This window comes from Flavobacterium litorale (genome assembly GCF_019613795.1).
GTDB classification, from domain to species: domain Bacteria; phylum Bacteroidota; class Bacteroidia; order Flavobacteriales; family Flavobacteriaceae; genus Flavobacterium; species Flavobacterium litorale.
Map to the genome: position 1 here is coordinate 2,177,231 of NZ_CP080429.1, position 26,129 is coordinate 2,203,359.

Genomic DNA, 26,129 nt, shown 5'->3' on the forward strand with positions numbered 1-26,129 from the left:
TATAATTATGAAAAAGAATTTACTGTTATACCTATTTATTTTTGCAGCATTAATTAACGTATTTACTTATGTGTACTACAGTAAGCAACAAAAATACGATACCGAAAAAATAGATAGCCTTGCTACAAAAATAGATACCCTTAAAGCAGAATTAGATACTACTACCGATAATTTGGAGCGTGCCGACTACTTTTCGTTAGAACAAAACCTAAATGCACGTAAATATTTTGGTAATGAGGGTATTGATGAGCTAATTATAAAAATTAGAGATGGTGTTTATGTACAAAATAAAAGCCCTGAAGGAAACCCTTTAGTACACTATCCAAAAATAAATGGAGAGCCTTTTAAAATTAATAAAATTAAGATAGTTAATCACCGATGGATTATTGCCGACTTTACTGACGGTAAGGCTTGGGGTGAAGTACTTATAAAATATTTTATTGAAGATAATGGCGAGGTAACCTACGAAACTATGGAAACGTTATTGCATGCCAATAGCATGATGTACTAATCGGTCAATTTTATCAGTATGGCACAATGGCTATAAATAGCTTATTTATTAAGCCATACTACCATATCGTAAAAATTTTGGGGTGCCACGCCGTGCCCAACAGGATATTCGTGGTACTCGGCAGGTATTCCTAAACTTTTTATAGCCTCAGGAGCTTTTCTTGCCCAATCTACAGGTATAACTTGGTCTGCAGTACCGTGCGATATAAAAAAACGAAGTTTATTAATAGCAGTAGTATTACTGCTCTGTTCTATTATATCGGTGTTTAAATAACCACTAAGGGCAACTACGCGGTTTACCCTTTCGGGATATGTTAATGCAACGGCATAACTTAAGATACTACCTTGACTGAATCCTACCAATGCAATGTTATCCCCGTCTATGGCGTAATTTGCAATAAGTTCATCTATAAACTTTGCAATAAGGTCACGCGATTTTACTGCCTGTTCATTATCCGAAAATTTGTTCATATCGGCATCAAAATTTATAGCGTACCATGCGTTACCATAAGGCGGTAGGGCATAGGGAGCTCTTGCCGAAACTACAAAGTATTCATCGGGTAGTTGTGCTGCAAACGAAAACAAATCCTCCTCATTACTCCCGTAACCGTGCAATAATACTAATAATGGATTTTTATCTTTTTTTACTTTGGGTTCCCTTACTAAGTGGTATAGTGATAAATTTTGCTGCATTACAATCCTTTAAATATTTTTTGAAATAAATTGCCCAATAATGGTATAAGGTTCATTTTTCCTTGTAAAGCACCTAAAAAACCATATAGCCATAGTACAAAGAAGAAAATATAAAATGGTCCTGTAACCATCCAACTATCAAATGTACCTACAGGATACCCTAGTGCAAAAAATGTTAGTATTACACCTAAAGATTGGCGTATGTGAAAAGAGGCAAAATGATGCTTCTTTTCATTATTCATTACCATAGCTATTACGGCTCCAAATATGGTTACATAGCTTATTATGGCTATTTTTTTTCCTTCTTCGGTAATCGAATTCATTTTAATTAATTTTTATAACGCTTTTCCCGTCAATATTAGTTCTCGGGTCAAAAATAATATCATAATATCTTGCCTCACCAGCTTTACTTACTATTTCAATTTTTTGCCTTCCAAATTCAATATCTTCTTTGTCAAAAACTTTAAAAGTAAGCTCTCCTTTAAAATCGTTTTCTGTAATAATATAAGCTACAAGTTTGTTTTTATTTCCAGAGGCAGCATCATTTTCGAGGTAATACTTGCCGATGCTAATCCCCTTGTTTTTTAAATTTTCAGATAATTCTATCTTACTTTCAATAGTTTTATTAACCCCTTCGGAAATACCATCAATAAACTCTGTTGCTGTTTCTCCAACGGCTTTACCACCTTTATTTACTGTGTTTTTAGCTTTATCAGCCACATTATTACAAGCTGCAAATATTACGAGTGCTATAACTGCACCAACTAATTTTTTCATAACGTTATGTATTAAGTACTAATTGCCCGTTGCTAAAAATTCCGTACGCTTTGCCTTTTAATTCCATACCCAATAAAGCTGCGTTTTTAGATTTTGAGTGTATGTCTTTTTCTTCAAACGTGTATTTAATATCAGGGTTGAACAACGTAATTGATACTGGATTTCCTTCTGTTATAGCATTATCTTCAATTTTAAATAAGCTTTTACCAGCAGTAAGTTTTTCAATAACTACCTCTAATGGTAAAACATTTAATAATGCCCCAAAAGCACTTTCCAGACCAATAGTTCCGTTTTTAGCCAAATCGAACTCCATTTTTTTGTTTTCGATGTCGATAGGGTTATGGTCAGACGTTATAACATCTATAGTACCATCCAAAACACCATCAATAAGTGCTTTTCTATCCGTTTCTGTTCTTAATGGAGGCGTAACTTTATAGCGGGTATCAAAATCAAATAATATAAAATCTGTAAGCACCAAATGGTGTACAGCAACACTACACGTTACATTTAGCCCTTTGGCTTTGGCATCTCGAATTAATTGTACCGATTTTGCTGTAGATAGGGTAGGAATGTGCATTTTACCCCCTGTATATTCTAACAAAAATAAATTTCGAATTATTTGTAGTTCCTCTGCAAGTGCAGGTATGCCTTTTAATCCTAGTTGGGTACTAACAGTGCCTTCGTGTACTACGCCTTTGCCTTTTATGGCACTATCTTGTGCATAGGCAATTACCAAACCATTAAAATCGTGTACATATTGCAATGCAATTTTTAATATGTTGGCGTTGTTAATGGCTTTGTTATAATCGCCAAAAGCAACCGCACCTGCATTTTGCATATCAAAAAGCTCTGCTATATCGTTACCCTCACTATTTTTAGTGAGTGCGCCTATAGGATGTACATTTGTTGCAGCTCCTACGGCTTTACCTCGTAAAAAATGAATGTCTGCCTGAGTGTCTGCTATTGGGTTACCGTTGGGTTGCAAAGCTACATTGGTAAAACCGCTTAACGCCGCTACTTTTAACCCGTTGGCTATAGTTTCTCTTTCTTCATAACCTGGTTCGGCAAAACTTACGCTACTATCAAACCACCCACACGACACATGCAGGTTATCAAGTTCAACCACCTCAAAGTCTGATTCTGAAGGTATATTCTTCTCTATTTTTGCTATAATACCATTTTCAATTTTAATATCAACAGTCTTGTTGTTATACGAGCTGTTTTTATCCATGATGGTGGCATTTTTAACGAGTAGCTTCATTTTACAAATTTTTGAATAAAGAGTTCTATCAATAAAAATAGTAATCCGCCAATAACAAACCATTTCCAAAGTTCATCGGCAGTTCGTTCTGATTGTATAGCATCGTACACCGTTGCAACCGATTTTGTTTCGGTAAAATCGCGTAGTATGTTTTTATTTTGCAATGCTAAGTTACTTTCGTTACGGGTGTAATTAAAACTAATATTTTGCACTTTATTATCTCCTTTAAACACTGAATAATTGCCTGCTTTTTCGGGATAGTCGCCAAAAGATAATTTTACTTTGTTGCTTAGTACTTGCTGCATTGGTATAAATTCGGTATATTTATTTTTAACGGTTACTACCTCATCCTTAGTTAATAAAACATCTGTAATTAAACTTTTACTTGCACCAATGGTTATTGCGTTTACTCCTGTTTTATTGTTGTTTTGCGCCATGTTATATAGTGTGGGTACTATTAGTGGCGAGTTTTGGAAATTGCTGTTTGTAGTATTTATAGGCGCAGCAAACAGGTAAGCATTACCAATTGTATTGGTAAACGAGGTTACAAAAGGTGTACCATCGGCATAAGTAAGTATGGGTAGCCCGTTACCCGAAATGGTATAACTTTTACTTACGTTAGGGTACTGGAAATTTTTAGTTTTCTTCTCGAAAACGGTGCGGTATAATGGGTGATTGAATGCTATTTGGGTAATTTGCCTCTCGGTAGTAGTTTGGGTATTGTATATAGCGTTACCGAAATTGGTAATAACACTATTTAAATTTTGGATGCTACCATCGGGCGCAGGAATTAAAATAATATTACCGCCTTTATCATAAAACGATTTTAATGTAGTTGTTAATGCTTGCGGTATTTCGGTTAATTCATTAAGCACTATAGCGTCTTGCTTTTCCAGAATGTTATAATCTAATGTTCGTAATTCTGAAGCTGTAAAATTAAAATCGTCATCGGTGTATATTCTCGATAAGAATTTATTTTTAGCATCAGTACCGATACTTAATACATTTGATTTTTCGGGTTGCGAGATACTAAAATAGTAGGTATTATCGTAGGTAAGGCTGTTATCGGTTACTGTTACATACCCATGAAAATCTGCCTTTGGTAGTGTAAATACTACTGATTGTTTTGGCGTATCAAAACTTACAACGGTTTTCGCTGCCAATTCATCGGTGTTATACAATGCAATGGGTACTTCGTTTTTAATAGTACCGTAGGCTTGCATATTTACTTTTATTTCGTAAAAATTATCCAATGCTTGTGCAATATACACACTATCGATACTAATATTACTATTATTCTCGGCTTCAGGTATTATGGTGTATATAGGGCTATGGGTAGTAAGTTTGCTTGTGGTTTTATTATCCAATCCTATAGCATCTGTTATTAGTATAATATCCTTACCTGTATTGGGTTTTTTGGTTGCTGCTTTGGTGAGTAAAAAATCAGGACGAAAAGGAACATCTGTGTATTGTATGTTTTGGAGTTCTTTTTGTATCGATTTACTATCGGTATCCCAAAAAGCTCCAGTATTGGTTAGTAGTGAAAATTGTTGATTTTCGGGCGTGTTTTCTAGTATGTCCTGAACGGCACGTTTTAATAATTCGCCTTTACTGCCTTTTGCTTGCATGGAAAATGAGTTATCCAATAGTATAACCATTTCGTTACTGCTGTTCTCGGTATCGTTTGCATTAAAATAAGGTTGTGCAAATGCTATAATGAGTGCTGTTAATAATAACAGTCGGGTAGCGAGTAATAACCATTTTTTGATTACAGCACTTTTACGGGTTTGCATTTTTAGTTCTTTTAAGAACTGTACATTGGTAAAGTACTGTTTTTGAAAACGACGCAATTGAAATAGATGTACCAGAATTGGAATTACCAGCAGGAAAAGAAAGTAAAGAATTTCTGGATGTTTAAACTGCATTCGTTTTAAAGTTTGTCAAAAATACTAATTTTTATCCTAAACTATAAAGTTATTAACAGGCTTAAATTTTAAATAGCAAAAGATGCCTATATCAATCAACTATTCAAGGTGTTATCTCTTTTTTTTTCGTTTAGCGGCTTTGGTTTTTTCTGCGCCACGATTTCTTGGTTTGGTTTTACGGGGCTTGGTTTTCCCTGGTCCGCCCAAGTTTACTTTTTTGTTTTTATCTTTCTTTTCATGAAAAGCCTCGCCACCTTCTTGCTTAGGTCGTTTTAGTAGTATTTTTACCTTTTGTTTTTCTTTTTCAAAATCCAAAAAACGGTCGGCTATAACAACACTTTCTGGAATAGGCAGTAATTCCAGTTCCTTTTCCATAAGTATCTCTGCTTCTATCTGTAATTCTTGCTCCTTAGGGCTTATTAGGCTTATTGCAGTACCTGTTTTATCGGCACGACCTGTACGTCCAATACGGTGAATGTACTGCTCTGGAGCTTCAGAAAATTCCATGTTTATTACATGGGTAACATCGGTAATATCTAGCCCTCTTGCCATAACATCGGTAGTAACTATACCTCTTAGTTCGCCTTCCTGAAACGATGCCATAGTATTTAAGCGATAATTCTGCGATTTATTGGAGTGTATAACGCCAAATTGCCCATCAAAATCCTCTTCAAGGCTTTCCATAACCAAGTCGGCAACACGCTTGTTATTTACAAAAACAAGTACCCTATTGTAACCATCCTCTTGCAATAAATGCTTTAATAGATTTATTTTGGTTAGGAAATTAGGGACATGATACGCTAATTGTTGTATTTTTTCTAACGGTGTGCCTGATGCCGCTAGTGAAACCTCTTCTGGAAAATCGAAAAAATCGTTTAGCATTTCATCCACATCATCCGTCATTGTAGCAGAGAAAAGGATGTTTTGCCTTTTCTGCTTCATCATCGATAGTATTGATGTTACTTGTACGCGAAATCCTAAATTCAATATTTCATCAAACTCATCAATAACCAATTTCTGTAAAGCATCAAAACGCACTACATTATCTAGTGCTAAATCCATCAATCGCCCAGGGGTAGCTACAAGTATATCTACACCTTCGTAAACTTTTGTTTTTTGGGTATTAATATTTACACCACCGTATATACCTAAAGCACGTACCGACATGTAGGCTGTTAGTTTTTCAACCTCTTCGGTTACCTGTACCACAAGCTCTCGTGTAGGCACTATAATAACTACACGTGGAGTGTCTGCCTGCACAAAACGCCATTGTTTTAGTATAGGTAATAGGTAGGCAAATGTTTTACCCGTACCCGTTTGTGCAATCCCCATCATGTCCCGACCTGATAGTATTACAGGCATGGCACGCTCCTGAATAGGAGTAGGGGTTACAAACCCCATATCGTCTAATGCTTTTTGTAATGATTTTGGAAGGTCGAAATCGTTAAAAGTGGTCATTCTTTGTGTATTTTCTGCAAAGATAGCGAATTGGTTATGACTTTACGGACTATGTTGTAGCATTAGAATATTACCTTGTTGAATAAACACGTTATATTTTTTACAATATTAGCCAATATCAGATTAAATGTTGTGTACGTAAGCTAACTTACTGAAGTATAGCAATTATAAGTCTATTTCTACTTTTTTGTATCGAAGAACAAGTAGCGTAAAGCAAATTTTTACACCAATTAATGATAAAAAGCGATGCGTTTATTGCATTTTAAAGATATAAAAGTATAAATTAGTCACTTTTAAAGTTAACACCATGACCGCAGGAATTATATTGGTACTCTGTTTACTTGTACTACTAGCCTATATATTTGATTTAACCTCTTCGAAAACAAAAATACCCTCTGTATTACTTTTACTACTACTTGGTTTTTTTGTACGACAACTTTGTAATTTTTTTGGTATCGATCTTATCGACCTTAAAAATGTACTACCTATATTAGGAACTATTGGGCTTATACTTATTGTACTTGAAGGTGCTTTAGAATTAGAGCTTACAAAAAGCAGGCTGCCCATTATTAAAAAATCGGTAGCGTTAGGTGTTTTACCGCTTGTAACCTACGCGTTAATATTAGCGTTTGTGTTTAATTACCTTAGCGGTGTAGATTTTAAAATATGCCTTGCCAACGCCATACCATTAGCTGTTATTAGTAGCTCTGTAGCCATACCCAGTGTACGGGCCTTTACAAAATCCGATAGGGAATTTGTTATTTATGAAACCAGTATATCCGATATTATAGGAGTTATATTTTTTAACTTTATTACTATGCACGAAACCATTGGTTTTGCAGCCTTTGGGTCGTTTTTAATACAACTCTTAATTATTATAGTAATCTCGTTTATTGCTACAGGTATACTAGCGTTTATGCTAAGTAGGTTGGAGCATCATATAAAATTTGTACCTATAATATTTTTAGTGATATTAATTTACGAAATATCTAAGGAGTTCAAACTACCATCGTTAGTATTTATATTGGTTTTCGGACTATTTTTGAATAATTTAAATGGTATACGACACTTTAAATGGATACAGCACCTAAAACCAAGAGTATTAAGGCGTGAAGTATATAAATTTAGAGAAATTACCATAGAGGCAACTTTTTTAGTACGCGCACTATTCTTCTTGCTTTTTGGTTTTTTAATAGAAGCTACCGAAGTACTAAATACCGAAGTATTAATCTATTCTTTAGCTATAACGGGAGGTATTTACTTATTGAGAATTATTGCGCTTAAAATAGCAGGAACAAACTTAATACCTTTAGTGTTTATAGCACCTAGAGGATTAATAACCATACTGTTATTCCTATCACTTTCGTTGGAAGACCGCTTACCATTTATTAACCGTTCATTAATTATTCAGGTTATAATACTTACATCATTAATTATGATGATGGGTACTCTCTCGACTAAAAAGGAGAAGGAACTTATAGTTGATAAGGAGAATGGCAATGAAAATAAACAACCTGAAAATGCAGAAGTTTAGGATTTAAATTGGATTTATTAACTAAAATATAATCAGGTTTATATCTCGGTAGGATAACGAAAACCAATCGGCTATTAATCTATTGGTAAGTAATCCGTGATAAAAATAAATACCATTTTTAAAACCTGTATTGCAACGAATAGAACTCTCTAAACCACCGTTTTCTGCCATTTGTAACAGGAATGGACTTATGATGTTACTTAGTGACATAGAAGCTGTTTTGGAATAACGTGAGGGTATATTGGGCACACAATAGTGTACTACTTCATTTTTTATAAAAGTCGGCTTTTCATGTGTAGTTATTTCCGACGTTTCAAAACAACCTCCCGTATCAATACAAACATCAATAATTACGGCACCATTTTTCATGTGCTCTACCATAGTTTCGCTAACAATAATGGGTGTACGGTTTTTGCCACGCATAGCACCAATAGCCACATCGCAACGCATTAGTGCTTTTAGTAACGATTTTTCTTGTATGGTAGAGGTAAATATGCGTTGGTTTAAATTGTTTTGTAACCTGCGCAATTTTGTTATAGAGTTATCAAAAACCTTAACGTTGGCACCAAGCCCTATAGCTGTTCTGGCAGCAAATTCAGCAACGGTACCTGCGCCAATAATAACTACCTCAGTAGGTGGTACACCTGTTATATTACCCAAGAGTAGCCCTTTACCTATTTTCTGATTAATCATTAACTCTGCAGCAATAAGCACCGATGCTGTTCCTGCAATTTCACTTAGTAGTTTTACCGCAGGGTACGAACCATCTTCGTCCTTAATAAATTCAAACGCCATTGCCGTTATTTTTTTGGCAGCTAGGGCTTCAAAATATTCTTTTTTTTGAGTTTTGAGTTGAATTGCAGAGATTAACAGCGTTTGCTGTTTCATCATTTCAATTTCTTTCTCGGTAGGTGGCTCTACTTTAAGTATTACAGGGCAACTAAATACTTTTTTTGTATCTAACGTTATTTCTGCACCCGCATCACTATACTCTTTATCGCTGTAGCTCGAACTTTCCCCAGCACCTGCTTCTATCATTACACGATGCCCGTGGGCTGTTAACGAGTTTACAGCATCGGGCGTAAGGCAAATTCTCCTTTCCTGGTACGATGTTTCTTTAGGTACACCAATAAAAAGGTCACTACGCTGCCTGCTTACTTCTAGCTTTTCTTCTTGCGGGAGTAGCTGTTGTTTGGTAAAAGGAGTTAGTGGCATGGTTGTTATGTGATAGTTGGCTCTAAATTACAAAAATAAAACGGATGTTAAAACTATTTCAATGTCACATGCCGTTTGCCATCTGATAACTGTTTAATGGTTATGGAGGAGTGATCTAAAGGTATTAAATTAGGTGTTTTTTCAGGCCATTCTATAAGGCACATGTTTCCAGAATAAAAATATTCGTCAATACCCATGTCGTAGGCTTCTTCCTCGCTATTAATACGGTATAAATCAAAGTGGTAAAGCGGATTACCGTCTGCTGTTTCGTACTCATTTACTAAAGAGAATGTAGGGCTAGATGTAATATCTTTTACGCCCATACTACGTGCTATGGCTTTAATAAGTGTGGTTTTTCCTGCGCCCATAGGTGCATGAAAAACTACTATTTGTTTTAATCCACTTTCCAATAACTGTTTGGCTACAGTATCTATTTCTTCTAAAGCGAATGTAACTTCCATATATAAAAACCTATTTATTTGGGATTAAATACTAAAAAGGGTATAATCATTTCTTCTAACGATATGCCTCCGTGTTGATAGGTATTACGATAATAGCTTACATAATGGTTAAAGTTGTTTACGTAAGCCAAAAACAAATCATTTTTAGCAAATATATACGAACTACTCATGTTTATAGTAGGTAATTGCACACTTTTTGGATCTTTTACATGGTATACATCCCTATCCTCAAAGGTAAGGCTGCGTCCTGTTTTGTAACGTAGGTTTAAACTCGTATTTCTATCACCTACTACCTTACTAGGGTTTTTTACGTTTATAGTACCATGGTCGGTAGTTAGTATAAGTTTAAAGCCCATAGTTTGTGCCTGTTGTATCATTTCTAATAATGGCGAGTTTTTAAACCAACTTAATGTAAGCGATCGGTACGCTTTATCGTTACTTGCCAGTTCCTTTACAACTTCCATTTCTGTTTTAGCGTGCGATAGCATATCTACAAAATTATACACAATTGTAGTTAGGTCGTTATCTTTAAGCCCTTTAAAGTTATCTACAAGCTTTTTACCATCTTTAAAGTTGGTAATTTTATAATATTCTTGTTTAATGCCAAGACCAAGTCGTTTTAAATGTGCTGTAAGGAACTCCGATTCGTACATGTTTTTACCGCCTTCCTCAACATCGTTTTTCCAATACTCGGGGTGTTTTTTCTCCATTTCTAATGGTGTAAGCCCCGAAAAAATAGCATTACGCGCATATTGGGTAGCCGTTGGCAAAATAGAGTAGTAGGCTTCTTCTTTTTCTAGTTTGTAATGGTTGCTAACCACACTCTGGAAAGCTTTCCATTGGTCGTAACGCAAGTTATCTATAACTACAAAAAGTATAGGTTGTTTTTTCTGTATTTCGGGTACTACCAGTTCACGAAAAACATTATGCGATAATATAGGTTTGTCGGCATCAGGTTTGTACCAATTGGCATAATTTTTCTCGATGTACTTACTAAATTGTGAGTTGGCTTCTTGTTTTTGCGACTCTAGTATTTCCACCATACTTTGGTCCTCAATTGTTTCCAATTGCATTTCCCAAAACACCAATCGTTTGTACATATCCACCCATTCCTCCCACGAATTTACCATAGCCATATCCATAGCTATTTTTCGGAATTCTTTTTGGTAGTCGAGCGTTGTTTTTTCAGATACTAAACGCGAATTGTCCAAATTCTTCTTTAAACTCAGGAGTATTTGGTTCGGGTTTACTGGTTTTATAAGGTAATCGGCAATTTTAGAGCCAATAGCTTCTTCCATAATGTACTCTTCCTCACTCTTAGTAATCATAATAACGGGTACGGACGATTTTAACTCTTTAATTTCCGATAATGTTTCCAAACCCGTAAGTCCAGGCATATTTTCATCGAGAAATACAATATCAAAATTTTCTTGACCAAAAAGCTCAATAGCATCCTGCCCATTATTGGCAGTAGTAACATTATAGTTTTTTTTCTCCAAAAAAAGTATGTGGGGTTTTAACATGTCAATTTCATCGTCAACCCAAAGTATCTTTATTTCATTCATATTATGAGTGAATTTTCGTTCATTAATAAATATGCAAGTTAAATGTATTTAACGATTATTATCTTAAATATTGTATAAAAGTAATTACTTAATAGTAAGGATTTTTGAATTATTATACTGATTGTTTAAATTCAATTATTTGCAAGTTAAAAGCATGTTATATTCGCGAAATTATTGGTAACAGTTGTGTATGGAGTAATAATTTATTATCCAATTAATTTATTTTACTTGGAATTTGTTGTTACTATATTATAAATTTAACAACACAATTAACTAAAAATAGAATAATGACTTATGAAGATTTAGGGTATAATACTACCCTTGAAAAATATAAAAACGAGCAAAATTTAAATTCGTTTTTACTGGGCAGAATAGTACTAGAACATAAAGATAGGTATACTATTAAAACACCTGATAATGAATTTGACGGCGAATTGATTGGTAAGTTACGATTTACAGTACAAGACAGATATGATTTACCTGCGGTAGGCGATTGGGTTGCTTTTTCGGAATATGATGAAACAAAAGCCTTAATACATGCTATTTATCCTCGAAAGTCGATTATTGAAAGGCAGGCAGTTGGTAAATCAGGCCACATACAAATAATTGCAACAAATATTGATTATGGTTTGATAGTACAATCGGCTAACAGGGATTTTAACCTGAACAGATTGGAACGGTACTTAACAATTTGTAATGCATCAAATGTTAACCCTATAATTGTAATTAGTAAGGTAGATTTAATAAGTAATGAAGAGTTAAGTTTTATTCTCAATCAAATTAACAAACGGATTAAGGAAGTGCCTGTAATTACTGTAAACAATCAAGAGAATGGTTATAACGCATTACAAAGCGTCATACAAAAAGGTAAAACCTATTGTTTACTTGGCTCTTCGGGAGTTGGTAAATCTACATTACTAAACAACTTGGCAGGTTCGCAACAAATGAAAACAGCACAAATAAGCACCGCCGTAAATAAAGGAAAGCATGTTACAACGCACCGAGAGCTAATTGTTTTAAATAGTGGTGGCATTTTAATTGATAATCCTGGTATGCGAGAAATTGGCATTACAGATACTGCAATTGGACTTGAAACTACATTTGAAACCATTGTTGAATATGCCCAAAACTGTAAATTTAAAAATTGCACACATATACACGAAAAAGGTTGTGCGGTATTGCAAGGGGTAACAGATGGGTTTATTGACGAGGCTGCTTATCAGAATTTTCAAAAAATGGAAAAGGAAAAACTACACTTTGAATCTGATTTACAAGAGAGCAAAAAGAAGGCCAAGAAGTTTGGTAAAATGGTTAAGAACTTTAAAAAGCAAAGGGGAGATACTAAGTATTAAATTATCTTTAAAATATAAGTAGCCTTAAACAAAGTACTATATTTGTTAAAAATTCAACTTTACTGTGAGCGAGATTAATAAGCTTAAAATTCTTAACGACCCTGTATACGGGTTTATATCCATAACAAATCCATTAGTTTACGACCTCATTCAACATACCTATTTTCAAAGGCTTCGTCGTATTTCCCAAATGGGAATGTCGTACTTGGTATACCCTGGTGCGCACCATACTCGTTTTCATCACGCATTGGGTTGTATGCATATTATGCAAAAAACCATTCAGGTACTTAAGTTTAAAGGTGTGGCGATAACTGAGGATGAAGAAAATGCGCTTTGCATTGCAATATTATTGCACGATATTGGGCATGGTCCATTTTCGCATGCTATGGAACATAGTATTGTAGAGAACGTGAATCATGAGGCAATATCATTGTTTTTTATGAATAAACTTAATGCCGAGTTTGATGGTAAACTATCATTAGCTATTCAAATATTTAAAGGCGAGTACCATCGCAAATTCATGTTACAACTCATATCCAGCCAGTTGGATATGGATAGGATGGATTACTTAAAACGCGATAGTTTTTACAGTGGTGTGGCTGAAGGCAACATAAACTCGGAACGTTTACTACAAATGATGAACGTTAAGGATGATGTATTGGTTATAGAGGAGAAAGGTATCTACTCGGTCGAAAAATTCTTGGTAGCTCGTAGGTTAATGTATTGGCAAGCCTACTTACACAAAACAAGTGTAGCTGCCGAGTTGGTTTTAACTAAAATTTTAAAGCGTGCAAAGGAGCTAACACAAAGAGGTATTACTTTGCCATGTAGTGCAGCGTTACAATTTTTTATGCAACAAAAAATTAATTTTGAAGACTTTAATAACGATGTATTACAAACATTTTCGAGATTAGATGATTTTGATATAATTAGTGCTATAAAAGATTGGCAATATCATGATGATTTTGTGCTAAGCGAACTTAGCCGAATGATTATTGATAGAGATTTACCTAAGATACGATTAAGCTCGGAAAAACCTAAAAAAGTGGTAACAAAGGAGCTAAAGGCAAAATTAGCAACACTTTATCCTATAACAGAAAAGGAAGCAAGCTATTTTGTTTTAAAAGGAGAAATAAAAAACCAAGCATATAATAAAACTGGCGAACCCATACATATAGTAAGGAAGGACGGAACGGTAGAAGAGGTAGCAGCAGCATCAGATCAATTGAATTTAAATGCACTGTCCAAGCCTGTTACCAAATATTATTTGTGTTTTCCGAAAGTACTTTTGGAAAAAGCAGGGATTTAATATAATTTTATATTTTTGTCGGAATGAAATTTACAGCAGAACAAATAGCGGGAATATTAGAGGGCGATATAGTAGGCAACCCTAATGCCGAAGTACATAAGCTATCTAAAATAGAAGAGGGTACAGAGGGGTCGCTTACTTTTCTAGCCAATCCCAAGTACCAACAATACATATATTCTACAGCAGCCAGTATTGCTATTGTTAATAAATCGTTTGAACCAGAAGAACCTATAACCACTACCTTAATAAAGGTAGAAGATGCCTATAAATCATTCTCAAAATTACTTGAATATTATAATCAGGTAAAACTAATGAAATCGGGTATAGAGCAACCAAGCGTTATTGCTGATGATACAGTGTATGGCGAAAACTTATACCTTGGTAGCTTCTCTTACATTGGTAAAAACGTAAAGATTGGTAACAACGTAAAAATATACCCCAACAGTTTTATAGGCGACAATGTAACTATTGGCGATAATTGCATATTATTTTCGGGAGTACGTATTTATTCTGAAACCGAAATGGGTAACAACTGTACCATACACTCAGGCGTAATAATAGGCTCCGATGGCTTTGGCTTTACACCTAATGAAGATGGTGTATACAGCAAAGTACCACAAATAGGTAACGTAATACTAGAGGATAATGTAGATGTAGGCTCGGGCACTACAATAGATAGAGCTACGTTAGGTTCTACCATTATTAAAAAAGGAGTAAAGCTCGATAACCAAATACAAATAGCCCACAACGTTGTTATAGGCGAAAATACAGTAATAGCATCGCAAACAGGTATTGCAGGCTCTACCAAAATAGGTAAAAACTGTATCATAGGAGGGCAAGTAGGTATTGTAGGGCACATTACTATTGGCGATGGCGTACGTATACAAGCACAATCTGGCGTAGGTAAAAACATACCCGATGGAGAGGCTATACAAGGCACACCAGCACTAGGATACAATGATTTTAATAAATCATACGTTCACTTTAGGAACTTACCAAAAATAGTTGCCGATATTGACGAACTTAAAGAAAAAGCGAAACAACAAAACTAAAATATCAGATAATGGTTAAACAAACCACCATCAAAAGTGAAATTTCTTTAAAAGGAGTAGGACTCCATACTGGTAAAGAAGTTACAATTACTTTTAAACCCGCTCCCGTTAATAACGGATTTACTTTTGTAAGGGTAGATTTAGAAGGGCAACCCGTTGTAGAAGCGGATGCTAGCTATGTTGTTAACACACAGCGTGGCACTAATCTTGAAAAGAAAGGGGTAAAAATACAAACATCAGAACACGTGCTTGCTGCATTTGTAGGTTGCGATGTTGATAATGTTATAATAGAACTTGATGCCTCTGAGCCACCTATTATGGATGGATCGTCCAAATACTTTGTCGAAGCCATAGAGAAAGTAGGAATAGAGGAGCAAGATGCTGAAAGACAGGTATATGTTGTTAAAGAAGTAATATCGTATACTGACGAAGTTACGGGAAGCGAAATTATAGTTATGCCTGCGGATGATTACCAAATTACTGCCATGGTAGATTTTGGTACTAAAGTATTAGGTACACAAAATGCAACGTTAAAAAGACTTAGCGATTTTAAAACGGAAATAGCTGACTCGAGAACATTTAGCTTTTTACATGAATTAGAGGCACTTTTAAATAACGGACTTATTAAAGGAGGTGACCTTAACAATGCTATTGTATACGTAGATAAAGAAATATCTGACGAAACAATGGAAAACCTAAAAGTAGCCTTTGGTAAAGATAGTATAGCTATAAAACCAAACGGTATACTAGATAACCTTACTTTGCATTATCCTAACGAAGCAGCACGCCATAAATTACTAGATGTAGTGGGCGATTTAGCGCTTGTAGGTATGCGCATACAAGGTAAAGTTATTGCCAATAAACCAGGGCACTTTGTAAATACACAATTTGCCAAAAAATTATCTAAAATCATAAAAATAGAGCAGCGCAACCAAGTTCCGGTGTACGACCTGCACAAGGAGCCATTAATGGATGTGAACAAAATAATGAGTATGCTACCGCACCGACCACCGTTTTTGTTGGTAGATAAAATACTCGAAATGTCAGAAAATCATGTGGTAGGATTAAAAAATGTTACCATGAACGAGGGCTTCTTTGTTGGTCACTTTCCAGGAGCACCCGTAATGCCTGGCGTACTTATTGTAGAGGCTATGGCACAAACAGGAGGGATACTAATATTGAGTTCTGTTCCCGACCCTGAAAATTACCTTACATATTTCATGAAAATTGACAATGTAAAATTCAAGCAAAAAGTATTACCTGGCGATACACTTGTGTTTAAGTGTACCCTTATTTCTCCGATACGACGAGGAATTTGCCACATGCAAGCAAACGCTTATGCAAACGGTAAACTAGTTGCCGAAGCCGAACTGATGGCACAAATTGTCAAAAACAACTAAACAGAATTGTATGAATCAACCGCTAGCATACGTACATCCAGGAGCAAAAATTGCCAAAAATGTAGTAATAGAACCTTTTACTACCATACATAACAACGTAGAAATAGGAGAGGGTACTTGGATAGGCTCTAACGTTACTATAATGGAAGGAGCAAGAATTGGTAAAAACTGTAGCATATTTCCAGGCGCAGTTATTGCCGCACCACCACAAGATTTAAAATATAAAGGCGAAGATACCACCGCCGAAATAGGCGATAATACGACTATTAGAGAGTGTGTTACGATTAATAAAGGAACATCCGACCGTTTAAAAACCGTAATAGGTCACAATTGCCTTATTATGGCATATTCGCACGTTGCACACGATTGTGTTGTGGGTAACTACTGCATCTTCTCAAACAATACAAACCTAGCAGGTCATATTACAGTAGGCGATTATGTAGTATTGGCAGGATTAACAGCGGTACACCAGTTTTGTACCATTGGTAGCCACGCCTTTGTAACAGGCGGATCGTTAGTACGAAAAGATGTGCCACCCTACGTAAAATCGGCACGTGAGCCACTTTCGTATGTAGGAATAAACTCTGTAGGATTACGCAGAAGAGGTTTTACATCGGAGAAAATAAGAGAAATACAAGATATTTACAGAATACTCTACCAAAAAAATTACAACACTTCCCAAGCACTCGAAATTATAGAGGGCGAAATGGAAGCTACCCCAGAGCGTGACGAGATTATTATGGCAATCCGTAATTCATCACGTGGTATCATGAAGGGGTACTCTGGGAATAACTATTAAATTGAAGATAAATCAATCAAAAAATAAATTAAAATATTATGGCAAGTACATCAGATATCAGAAACGGATTATGCATTAAGTACAACCACGACATATATAAAATTATAGAATTTTTACACGTTAAGCCAGGTAAAGGTCCAGCCTTTGTTCGAACAAAACTAAAAAGCCTTACCACAGGTAAAGTATTAGATAATACATTTTCTGCAGGACATAAAATTGAAGATGTACGAGTAGAAACACATAAATATCAGTTTTTATATGCCGAAGGAAACGATTTCCACTTTATGCATACCGAAAACTACGAGCAAATATCATTAATGCGCGATATTCTTGATGCGCCAGATTTACTTAAAGAAGGCGAAGTAGTTATGGTTATTGTAAATACTGAAACTGATTTACCCCTTTCTGTAGATATGCCAGCCTCTGTAGTGCTCGAAGTAACATACACAGAGCCAGGCGTTAAAGGAAATACGGCTACAAATGCTACAAAACCTGCAAAAGTAGAAACAGGAGCATCAGTAAACGTACCGTTATTTATTAACGAAGGCGATAAAATAAAAATAGATACTGCTAGTGGTAGTTACCAAGAGCGTGTAAAGGAATAATATAATTTGTATCTTGGTGGTATAATACCTATTGTACCACCAACTTAAATAATTACATACAAACCTAAGTATGAAGTTTCCAAATGTATATGCTTTAAAGGACATTGCTAAAATTATTGGTAGTGCGTACGTTGGTAGTCCATATTTTCCTGTACACGGCATGAATGAAATTCATGTAGTAACAGCAGGCGATATTGTTTTTGTAGATCATCCAAAATACTACGACAAAGCATTACAATCGGCAGCTACAGTAGTTTTAATTAATAAAAAAGTAGATTGCCCAGAAGGTAAGGCATTACTAATTTCGGACGATCCGTTTAGAGATTTTAACAAGTTAACCAGCTATTTTAAACCATTTCAGCCAGCAAGTGCTACCATAGCACCGTCGGCTAAAATAGGAGAGGGAACCATAATACAACCCAATGCCTTTATAGGCAATAATGTTACTATTGGTAAAAATTGCCGAATTTACTCCAATGTATGTATTTACGATAATGCTGTAATTGGCAACAATGTAATTATCCATTCAGGTACTGTACTTGGCGCAGATGCCTTTTATTATAAAAAACGCCCCGAAGGTTTTGACCAGTTACTGTCAGGCGGCAGGGTAGTAATAGAGGATAACGTGGGCATAGGAGCACTTTGTACTATAGACAATGGCGTTACAGGCGACACAACAATTGGTGCAGGTACTAAAATAGATAATCAGGTGCACGTAGGGCACGATACTATTATTGGTAAAAAATGCCTTATTGCAGCACAAACAGGTATAGCAGGTTGTGTAATTATTGAAGACGAAGTAACCATTTGGGGGCAAGTAGGCTTGGCAAGTGGTATAACCATTGGTAGTAAAGCTGTATTACTAGCACAATCTGGAGTAGGTAAATCTATCGATAGCGGAAAAATATATTTTGGTTCTCCTGCCGAAGAATCCAGAGAAAAAATGAAACAGCTATTTAATGTAAAACGTATACCTGAAATTCTAGAAAAACTAAAAGAATAAAAATAATATGGATGCAAAAGAACTCGTAACGGCATATTATAAATCTGACGCTTTTAGTAATCTCGAAGTTACCAATCGTTTTATACATGACGATTTAACTGTAGAGTGGCGTAGCTCTAAAGGCTATTTAGAGCTTGATAAAGATGATCTTTTAGAACTGGTAACGGGACTAAAGAAGGCATATTCTTCTTATAGGCTAGATATTGGTAATATAATTGCCGATGGCAATAAAGTTTGCGTACGCTACACCCATTACGTACATGCTTTTGAAAACCCAGATGAAGAAGTAGTACTGGGGCATTTTGTAGCTATTTGGGAAGTAAAAGAAAGAAAATTATACAAAGGTTACCTTATGAGCCAAGTAGAGTAGCACCAAAAGATATACTAATGATTAATGCTACAAAACAGTTCACTTTTAAGAATAGTTGCTCTTTTTTGGATTATAGCAAAATTCATGAGTATAAACCTTTGGTTGGCAAACAGGCTGTATCCTGTAGTTCCTGCTTTTAATTTACCAATTACTATTCCCGCCTCATTACATACCACGTTATTCGTCCTTTCAATTTCAAGTTTATTCCTTTTATTACTTTTTCCTAAAAAGAACAAACTACTCTTAGTAATACTCATTACAGAACTATTTTCCTGTGTTTTAGATGTTGCACGATGGCAACCATGGGAGTACCAATATATTTTTATACTGTTAGTATGTTTTCTAAACAAAAACAACCCAAAAGCAGCTCGTAACGGACTATTTTTTATACTAGTATCTACTTACATTTATAGCGGTTTTCATAAAATGAATGGCGCATTTTTATTCTCCATTTGGGAACGTACAATATTGCATAACTTTATTGGGTTGCCCAATACAACTATAAACAATGTAAAACTACATTATGCTGGATTGCTTTTACCAATCTTGGAAATATGTTTAGGGCTTTCCTTACTCTTACTCAAAAACAAAAAACTTCCCGCTTTGCTGCTTATCAGTATGCATATATTACTATTGCTGCTTTTAGGACCATTGGGTGTTAACCATAACAGCGTTGTTTGGCCTTGGAATGTATGTATAATACTACTTTTGTATTTACTATTTATAAGAGAAACAAAACCAGAATATAACCTTATTGCAATCACTAAAAAAAGAAATGTGATTATACTGTTTTTTTGGGGTATATTACCAATATTAAGCTTTGTAGGATGTTGGCAGCAATATTTATCGTCCAACCTATACTCAGGAAATACCTTTAAAATGGACATTTGTTTTGATGATAAAAAAACATCAGAACAATTCTCGGAATATTTATCAAAAGGTAAAAATAGTGTCTGTAACGGAAAAACAAGACTGTCGGTGCTACATTGGGCATATACCGAAATGAATGTTACCTCGTACCCTGAAGTATGGTATTATAAAAGATTTAAAAAACAATACGAAAAACAATACGGGGCAGATAATGCCAATTTTATTATATATCGTTACCCCTACAATAACATAAAAGAAGTTGAATAAACTTTTACTATAAATATCAAAAAAAGCTTTATATATTTTAAGTAAAAAGCTATTTTTGCCTTGCGATTATAAATAATTAAAAAAAAATATCCATGAGTGTTTTAGTTAATAAAAATTCCAAAATAATTGTTCAGGGATTCACAGGCAGCGAAGGTACCTTTCATGCAACTCAAATGATTGAATATGGCACCAACGTAGTAGGCGGTGTAACACCAGGAAAGGGTGGTACAACACACCTAGACCGTCCTGTTTTTAATACTGTTGCCGAAGCCGTAGAAAAAGTGGGTGCAGATACAACTATTATATTCGTTCCGCCTGCATTTGCCGCAGATGCAATTATGGAAGCTGCAGAAGCTGGAATTAAAGTAATTATTACAATTACCGAAGGTATTCCTGTTGCTGATATGATTAAAGCTTATGATTATATTCAAGATAAAGATTGTCGCCTTGTAGGACCTAACTGCCCAGGTGTAATTACACCAGGCGAAGCTAAAGTTGGTATTATGCCAGGTTTTGTGTTTAAACAAGGAGGCGTTGGTATTGTATCTAAATCAGGTACACTAACTTACGAAGCTGCCGACCAAGTTGTAAAACAAGGTTTAGGTATTACAACAGCAATTGGTATTGGTGGCGACCCAATTATTGGTACTACTACAAAAGAGGCTGTTGAACTATTGATGAACGACCCAGAAACAAAGTGTATTGTTATGATAGGCGAGATAGGCGGACAGCTTGAAGCTGATGCTGCTAAATGGATAAAAGCCGACGGTAACAAAAAGCCAGTTGTAGGATTTATTGCTGGAGAAACAGCACCTAAAGGACGTACTATGGGGCACGCTGGTGCAATTGTAGGGGGTGCTGATGATACTGCGGAAGCTAAAAAGCGTATTATGAGAGAGAACGGTATACACGTTGTAGATTCTCCTGCTGAGATAGGCAAAAAAGTAAAAGAAGTATTGGGTTAATAAAAAACAAATACTAATTTATTACATACAAATAAAGGCTACGTTTTCGTAGCCTTTATTTGTATTATGCAGTTTCTATTTGCTCTTAATTATTCGGTAGCTTCAAAGTTTATGTCATTATATGCATTATCAGTTAGTGACTGGTCAGCTGCTTTTTCTTCACGTAACGATTCATGCAAGATTTCAGCAACGTCATCATAACCTAGCGTTTTAGAAAAAGAACATAATATACCATAAGTAGCTATTTCATAATGCTTAATTTTTTGCGAGGCAGCAATAATTCCTGCATCACGAACAGATCCTTTTTCCGTAGTCTCCATAATGTGTTTTGCCTCTTTCACTAAACCATCCATAGCTTCACACTTCTCACCTTCGGCCTTTTCACCTACGATATTAAAAACTTTTTCTAATCTCGAAATTTGTTCATCAGTTTCTCTGTCCTGATCCTTAAGCGACTTTTTTAAACTTTCGGTAGTGGCGTTTTCAATCATTGCAGGTAATGACTTAGATAAAGATTGCTCTGCCCAGTAAATATCTTTAAGACTATGTACGTATAAACCTCTAAGACTTTCGGCTGCGTCAGAACTTGTTTTTACTTCTTTAATTTTCGTTTCAGTACTCATAATGTTTAATTTTGTTGTAGTTATTATTAATATTCATACCAAATTTATCCAATACATTAGGTTATAGCTACTAACAAAATCATAAATTATATGCTGCTAACAATAGTTTAACTTCTATGTTAAATATAGTATAACACAAATGTAAAACTTCGAATACTTATCATGAAAAACTCGTTTTTACCCATAATCTACCCTAATTCCCTAATTATAATTTTAGGCACTATGCCTGGTGAAAAATCTTTAGAACTACAGCAATATTATGGGAATAGAGGAAATCAGTTCTGGAAATTATTATACACATTATTTGACAAACCTTTTAGCTACAATTACGAAGAACGAATAGAGTTATTAAGGCTACATAAAATAGCTTTATGGGATGTATTACAATATTGTGAAAGAGAAGGAAGTTTGGATAGTAATATAAAAAACGAAAAGCCTAACGATTTTGATGCATTCCATACCAACTACCCAGCTATTAAGTATGTATTGTTTTCTAGTAAAAAGGCAGCAGCATATTATGATAAGTATGTAGGTAGAAAACTTAATATACATTATGACGTTTTACCATCGCCAAGCGGGGCGAATGCAACAATGACTTTTTTGGATAAATTAACCATTTGGAACCAAAAAATAATGCCACTAATTACAAAGTAAAAGTGGCAACTTATAAGTAATGTTTTAATAGATTATAGCAGGTTTAGGTTACGTCATAAAATATTTTTGTAGCCTTTTCTGTTTGTAGTTTCTCAATGTCATCCGTAACATGTACTTCAATCGCTTTTTTAAAGTATTCCGTTTCATAATTAGTTTATTTTGGTTAACGAGAACAAATTTCGGCAAACTAATGCCATATAACCTTAATTTTGTATTAAAACTATATTAAAAATGTTTAATAGCCATTACGGTAATAACCAAGTAGCTATATGTACTATATCATTTTTAAAGCGCAATGTGCTTATAAAATTATTTCTCTTTCTCCTTATTGTTTATCATGTGATATTTTGTAAAATCTACACATGAATTCAATAATCCAATTAATTTCCCAGATGTGTTAAATAACGGTTTAGGTCTACATTCTACATAAAACCGTTTGCCCTCGACGTTTTCTATTATAATTTCTTCGTTAAATGATTTACCTTCTTTTAATGCTTTTGCTATAGGTGTTTTCTCAATTTCTAGAGGATCACCCTCAATAGTAAAGGCTTTCCAACCTGTATAGTAATAATCTTTACCAATTTTTGGATTAGCACCCCAAAAATTAGCAGCAGCTTTGTTGTAATACGTAATTCTACCTTCTACATCACAAGTATATATTATTGCAGGTATAAATTCGATAAGTCTAGAAAAATATTCTTCCTTAATGATGGATATGTGTTCAGCATCATGATTTTTGGAAATATCAGAATCATCAAAATACGTAGAAAATCTATCCATTATATCTATTATTTAATGAAATACTAGGTTACAATACAATAATTAAGCCTAATTGATAATAAATAAATGTACGCATAATATATTATTTATAACTAAAAAAATGGTTTTTAAACATTTTAAAATATAAGAATATAATTTTTTAACAAAAAATTAAAATTATTTATACATTCGGTAATGTTCATTTTATATTGTTTGTATAACAACGCTTAAAGATATAGGGCACAAAAAAGGCTACCGATGTGGGTAGCCTTAAAAAATTACATTACAATAATTATATACTTTATTTACCAGTCTGGTTTTTCATTTCTTTTTCTATCATATCATAAAACTGATCAATTTTAGGAAGTATAAGTATTCTTGTTCTTCTGTTTCTGGCTCTTCCTTCAGCAGTAGTATTTTCCTCTAGCGGTACATATTCACCTCTACCTGCGGCAACAAGACGACTAGGCTCTATATTATAATCGTTTTGCAGTACTCTAACTATAGATGTAGCACGTTTTACACTTAAATCCCAATTATCTACTAATACAGGGTTGTTAATTGGCACATTATCAGTATGACCTTCAACCATGCATTCAAAATCAGGTTTATCCTTAACTATAGCTGCTACTTTACCCAATACTCTTTTAGCTTCGTTAGTAACCTCATATCTACCGCTTTTAAATAGTAATTTATCTGCTATAGAGATGTATACAACACCTTTCTCAACATTCACTTCAATATCAGGGTCGTTAACACCTACAGCACGCTTTATACTTGTTACTAGCGCTAGTGTTACAGAGTCTTTTCGGGTAAGTGCATCTTGTAATCTGGAAATTTTCAGATCTTTCTCTTTCAAACTCTCAAGCGATTTTTCAATATTTTCAGCCCCTTTGGTAGATAGGGTAGCAAAATCATCTCTTGTCTTTATAAGGTCTTCGTTCGAATTCTTCAAATCCTGAATACGAGCAGCCATACCATCTTTTTCCGCCAAGCAAGTATTTAACTTTAAAGTGGTACTATTCAGCATATCCTGAATCTCTTTATTTTTCTGTTCAAGTTCAGCGATCTTCTTCTTAGAACCACAAGAAGTAAGTGTTAATCCTGCTAAGGCAAGTATTACAACGATTCGTTTCATAAAATATCAGATTTTAGTTTTACACAAAATTAGTTATTATAAGAAAAGTATTAACTAAATTAGCTATAAACTATTGTTAAAATTATCAATGTACTTTTTACCATTCAGTATAAAATAACGCACCACAATACTTCGGTTTTTGTAATAATCGCTGCGCTGTTTGCTCGTTCTTTTCTTTAAAAAGTAGGGCATTTTTAAATAAAAATAGAAGTGTGCTTTTAGTACAGCCCAAAAGTGGGAAAATTGTCCTTTTAGGGCAAAATGCATACCTGCAACGCCATCAATAATCAATCGCATTAGCAATACCGTAAACAATTTATTTGAAGGTACGTTCTTTACAAGCATCCAAAGCGAATTCCTAAAATTTAAAAATGTTTTGCGGGGACTGGTGTTTTTTAATGTTGCACCACCTACGTGGTAAATTACTGAATTGGTGCAAACACGAATGGTATAATTAGCATTAAAAGCCCGCCAACACAAATCTATTTCCTCCTGGTGTGCAAAAAAGTCTTCATCAAAACCGCCAAGCTCCCAAAAAACATCCTTTCGGATAAACAAACAAGCCCCCGATGCCCAGAAAATTTCAGTATCGCCATATTGGTTACTATCTTCCTCTATGGTATTAAAAATACGACCTCTACAAAAAGGATAGCCGTATTTATCTATAAATCCACCTGCTGCGCCTGCATACTCAAAATGGTTACGTTTGTAGTAATCAAGTATTTTGGGTTGTATTATGGCTGTTTCTTCGTCTTGTTTAAAAGTAGCTATAACAGGTGTTAGCCAATTTTTAGTAACCTCTACATCAGAGTTTAGTAAAACATAAATATCCTCATCTACATACTCTAATGCCTTATTGTAACCACCAGCATAGCCATAGTTGGTTTTATTTTGTATAATCGCTATAGTAGGGTAGTGCGACTTTAAAAATGCAACAGAATCGTCTGTAGAGGCATTATCAGCCACATATATTTTAGCTTCAGGAGAGTATTTTGTCACAAAGGGTAAAAACTCCTCTAGTAATTTTTTACCGTTCCAGTTTAATATTACAATAGCTATACGCACCATTATTGTTTTTTAAATTCGGGTAAATCGCGCAAAAAAACGTATTTTTCCTGCTCGTAATCCATTTGGCAAAAGTAATGATTTAGTCCGTTGGTAACCATCATGTACTCCGCTTTAGCTACCATATTATAACGTGCAATCTGGTCGAAAGTGTCTTGCGATATTGCTACGCTCGGTGCTTTACATTCTACTAACAAAAATATTGTTCCATCAGGTCGGAACACAACAGCATCGTACCGCTTTGTTAAACCATGTATAGTAATTGCTTTCTCTACATTTATGTACGATTTTGGGTACTGCATAGCAGTTATAAGGAAACGAACAGTATGTTGGCGTACCCATTCTTCGGGAGTAAGTACAATAAATTTTTTACGAATTTCATCAAAAATAGCCGTCTTATTTTCACTATTTTTGAATCGGAATGGGTACTCTGGAAAATTCAATTTTTGCATCACACAAATTTACCATTTTTTAAGAGCGCATTGCAATTACAATACAA

27 protein-coding genes are annotated in these 26,129 nt (G+C 34.7%); 13 read left to right on the forward strand and 14 right to left on the reverse strand.

The window, feature by feature from the left end; all coding sequences use genetic code 11:
• The first annotated feature begins 7 nt into the window (after positions 1–7).
• Entirely contained in the window at positions 8–511 is a 504-nt protein-coding gene (locus K1I41_RS09875; protein WP_220640189.1) for a hypothetical protein, read from the forward strand.
• A gap of 41 nt (positions 512–552) precedes the next feature.
• Here the strand turns inward: K1I41_RS09875 and K1I41_RS09880 are convergent, their stop codons facing one another.
• From K1I41_RS09880 to K1I41_RS09905, 6 genes are all read right to left on the reverse strand, one after another.
• On the reverse strand, positions 553–1,203 hold the full coding sequence (locus K1I41_RS09880) for an alpha/beta hydrolase (RefSeq protein ID WP_220640190.1): 651 nt from the start codon (positions 1,201–1,203) through the stop codon (positions 553–555).
• Positions 1,203–1,526: a hypothetical protein gene (locus K1I41_RS09885; RefSeq protein WP_220640191.1), complete on the reverse strand. Its 324-nt coding sequence runs from the start codon at positions 1,524–1,526 to the stop codon at positions 1,203–1,205. The genes K1I41_RS09880 and K1I41_RS09885 overlap by 1 nt, the downstream gene beginning before the upstream one ends.
• A gap of 1 nt (position 1,527) precedes the next feature.
• Positions 1,528–1,980, reverse strand: a complete 453-nt coding sequence (locus K1I41_RS09890) for a hypothetical protein (protein WP_220640192.1) — start codon at positions 1,978–1,980, stop codon at positions 1,528–1,530.
• Positions 1,981–1,984: 4 nt separating this feature from the next.
• Entirely contained in the window at positions 1,985–3,241 is a 1,257-nt protein-coding gene (locus K1I41_RS09895) for a dihydroorotase (RefSeq protein WP_220640193.1), read from the reverse strand.
• Positions 3,238–5,166 (reverse strand): vWA domain-containing protein, encoded by a 1,929-nt coding sequence (locus K1I41_RS09900; RefSeq protein WP_220640194.1) that lies wholly within the window; start codon positions 5,164–5,166, stop codon positions 3,238–3,240. The genes K1I41_RS09895 and K1I41_RS09900 overlap by 4 nt, the downstream gene beginning before the upstream one ends.
• 111 nt (positions 5,167–5,277) lie before the next feature.
• Entirely contained in the window at positions 5,278–6,624 is a 1,347-nt protein-coding gene (locus tag K1I41_RS09905; protein ID WP_220640195.1) for a DEAD/DEAH box helicase, read from the reverse strand.
• A 307-nt stretch (positions 6,625–6,931) separates the two neighbouring features.
• On the opposite strand from K1I41_RS09905, the gene K1I41_RS09910 reads away from it, so the two are divergent.
• Positions 6,932–8,158 carry a cation:proton antiporter gene (locus tag K1I41_RS09910; protein WP_220640196.1) on the forward strand — a complete coding sequence of 409 codons (1,227 nt, stop codon included), beginning with the start codon at positions 6,932–6,934 and terminating at the stop codon, positions 8,156–8,158.
• A gap of 21 nt (positions 8,159–8,179) precedes the next feature.
• Here the strand turns inward: K1I41_RS09910 and K1I41_RS09915 are convergent, their stop codons facing one another.
• The 3 genes from K1I41_RS09915 to porX are packed head-to-tail and all read right to left on the reverse strand — an operon-like array spanning position 8,180 to position 11,399.
• On the reverse strand, positions 8,180–9,373 hold the full coding sequence (locus tag K1I41_RS09915; RefSeq protein WP_220640197.1) for an alanine dehydrogenase: 1,194 nt from the start codon (positions 9,371–9,373) through the stop codon (positions 8,180–8,182).
• A 53-nt stretch (positions 9,374–9,426) separates the two neighbouring features.
• The gene (gene tsaE / locus K1I41_RS09920; protein ID WP_220640198.1) at positions 9,427–9,834 is read right to left on the reverse strand and encodes a tRNA (adenosine(37)-N6)-threonylcarbamoyltransferase complex ATPase subunit type 1 TsaE; all 408 of its coding nucleotides are present in this window, start codon (positions 9,832–9,834) and stop codon (positions 9,427–9,429) included.
• Positions 9,835–9,848: 14 nt separating this feature from the next.
• Complete coding sequence (gene porX, locus K1I41_RS09925) at positions 9,849–11,399, reverse strand: T9SS response regulator signal transducer PorX (protein WP_220640199.1); 1,551 nt, start codon at positions 11,397–11,399, stop codon at positions 9,849–9,851.
• A gap of 287 nt (positions 11,400–11,686) precedes the next feature.
• Here porX and rsgA point away from each other — a divergent pair, with 287 nt between their 5' ends.
• The 10 genes from rsgA (at position 11,687) to sucD (ending at position 21,391) form a co-directional block, all read left to right on the forward strand.
• Complete coding sequence (gene rsgA, locus K1I41_RS09930; RefSeq protein WP_220640200.1) at positions 11,687–12,751, forward strand: ribosome small subunit-dependent GTPase A; 1,065 nt, start codon at positions 11,687–11,689, stop codon at positions 12,749–12,751.
• Positions 12,752–12,815: 64 nt separating this feature from the next.
• On the forward strand, positions 12,816–14,060 hold the full coding sequence (locus K1I41_RS09935; protein ID WP_220640201.1) for an HD domain-containing protein: 1,245 nt from the start codon (positions 12,816–12,818) through the stop codon (positions 14,058–14,060).
• A gap of 23 nt (positions 14,061–14,083) precedes the next feature.
• On the forward strand, positions 14,084–15,112 hold the full coding sequence (gene lpxD, locus K1I41_RS09940) for a UDP-3-O-(3-hydroxymyristoyl)glucosamine N-acyltransferase (RefSeq protein ID WP_220640202.1): 1,029 nt from the start codon (positions 14,084–14,086) through the stop codon (positions 15,110–15,112).
• Positions 15,113–15,123: 11 nt separating this feature from the next.
• Entirely contained in the window at positions 15,124–16,512 is a 1,389-nt protein-coding gene (locus tag K1I41_RS09945) for a bifunctional UDP-3-O-[3-hydroxymyristoyl] N-acetylglucosamine deacetylase/3-hydroxyacyl-ACP dehydratase (RefSeq protein WP_220640203.1), read from the forward strand.
• A gap of 10 nt (positions 16,513–16,522) precedes the next feature.
• A complete protein-coding gene (lpxA, locus tag K1I41_RS09950; protein WP_220640204.1) occupies positions 16,523–17,311 on the forward strand; it encodes an acyl-ACP--UDP-N-acetylglucosamine O-acyltransferase in 789 nt (262 codons plus the stop codon).
• A gap of 38 nt (positions 17,312–17,349) precedes the next feature.
• Positions 17,350–17,916 (forward strand): elongation factor P, encoded by a 567-nt coding sequence (gene efp / locus K1I41_RS09955; RefSeq protein ID WP_220640205.1) that lies wholly within the window; start codon positions 17,350–17,352, stop codon positions 17,914–17,916.
• A gap of 70 nt (positions 17,917–17,986) precedes the next feature.
• Positions 17,987–18,919: a UDP-3-O-(3-hydroxymyristoyl)glucosamine N-acyltransferase gene (locus K1I41_RS09960; protein ID WP_220640206.1), complete on the forward strand. Its 933-nt coding sequence runs from the start codon at positions 17,987–17,989 to the stop codon at positions 18,917–18,919.
• 7 nt (positions 18,920–18,926) lie between these two features.
• A complete protein-coding gene (locus K1I41_RS09965) occupies positions 18,927–19,289 on the forward strand; it encodes a nuclear transport factor 2 family protein (protein ID WP_220640207.1) in 363 nt (120 codons plus the stop codon).
• Between the two features lie 84 nt (positions 19,290–19,373).
• Positions 19,374–20,426 (forward strand): hypothetical protein, encoded by a 1,053-nt coding sequence (locus K1I41_RS09970; protein ID WP_220640208.1) that lies wholly within the window; start codon positions 19,374–19,376, stop codon positions 20,424–20,426.
• Between the two features lie 92 nt (positions 20,427–20,518).
• Positions 20,519–21,391: a succinate--CoA ligase subunit alpha gene (gene sucD, locus K1I41_RS09975; RefSeq protein WP_220640209.1), complete on the forward strand. Its 873-nt coding sequence runs from the start codon at positions 20,519–20,521 to the stop codon at positions 21,389–21,391.
• A gap of 89 nt (positions 21,392–21,480) precedes the next feature.
• On the opposite strand, the gene K1I41_RS09980 is transcribed toward sucD, so the two are convergent.
• Entirely contained in the window at positions 21,481–22,014 is a 534-nt protein-coding gene (locus tag K1I41_RS09980) for a YciE/YciF ferroxidase family protein (protein ID WP_220640210.1), read from the reverse strand.
• Between the two features lie 162 nt (positions 22,015–22,176).
• Between K1I41_RS09980 and K1I41_RS09985 the strand changes: the two genes are divergently transcribed.
• Entirely contained in the window at positions 22,177–22,668 is a 492-nt protein-coding gene (locus K1I41_RS09985) for a DNA-deoxyinosine glycosylase (RefSeq protein WP_220640211.1), read from the forward strand.
• 309 nt (positions 22,669–22,977) lie between these two features.
• Here K1I41_RS09985 and K1I41_RS09990 read toward each other — a convergent pair whose 3' ends face one another.
• From K1I41_RS09990 to K1I41_RS10005, 4 genes are all read right to left on the reverse strand, one after another.
• Entirely contained in the window at positions 22,978–23,448 is a 471-nt protein-coding gene (locus K1I41_RS09990; protein WP_220640212.1) for a PAS domain-containing protein, read from the reverse strand.
• 280 nt (positions 23,449–23,728) lie between these two features.
• Positions 23,729–24,565, reverse strand: a complete 837-nt coding sequence (locus K1I41_RS09995; protein ID WP_220640213.1) for an OmpA/MotB family protein — start codon at positions 24,563–24,565, stop codon at positions 23,729–23,731.
• Positions 24,566–24,628: 63 nt separating this feature from the next.
• Positions 24,629–25,633: a glycosyltransferase family 2 protein gene (locus tag K1I41_RS10000; protein WP_220640214.1), complete on the reverse strand. Its 1,005-nt coding sequence runs from the start codon at positions 25,631–25,633 to the stop codon at positions 24,629–24,631.
• The gene (locus tag K1I41_RS10005; RefSeq protein ID WP_220640215.1) at positions 25,633–26,082 is read right to left on the reverse strand and encodes a type I restriction enzyme HsdR N-terminal domain-containing protein; all 450 of its coding nucleotides are present in this window, start codon (positions 26,080–26,082) and stop codon (positions 25,633–25,635) included. Before K1I41_RS10005 ends, K1I41_RS10000 begins: the two co-directional genes overlap by 1 nt.
• Positions 26,083–26,129 lie beyond the last annotated feature (47 nt).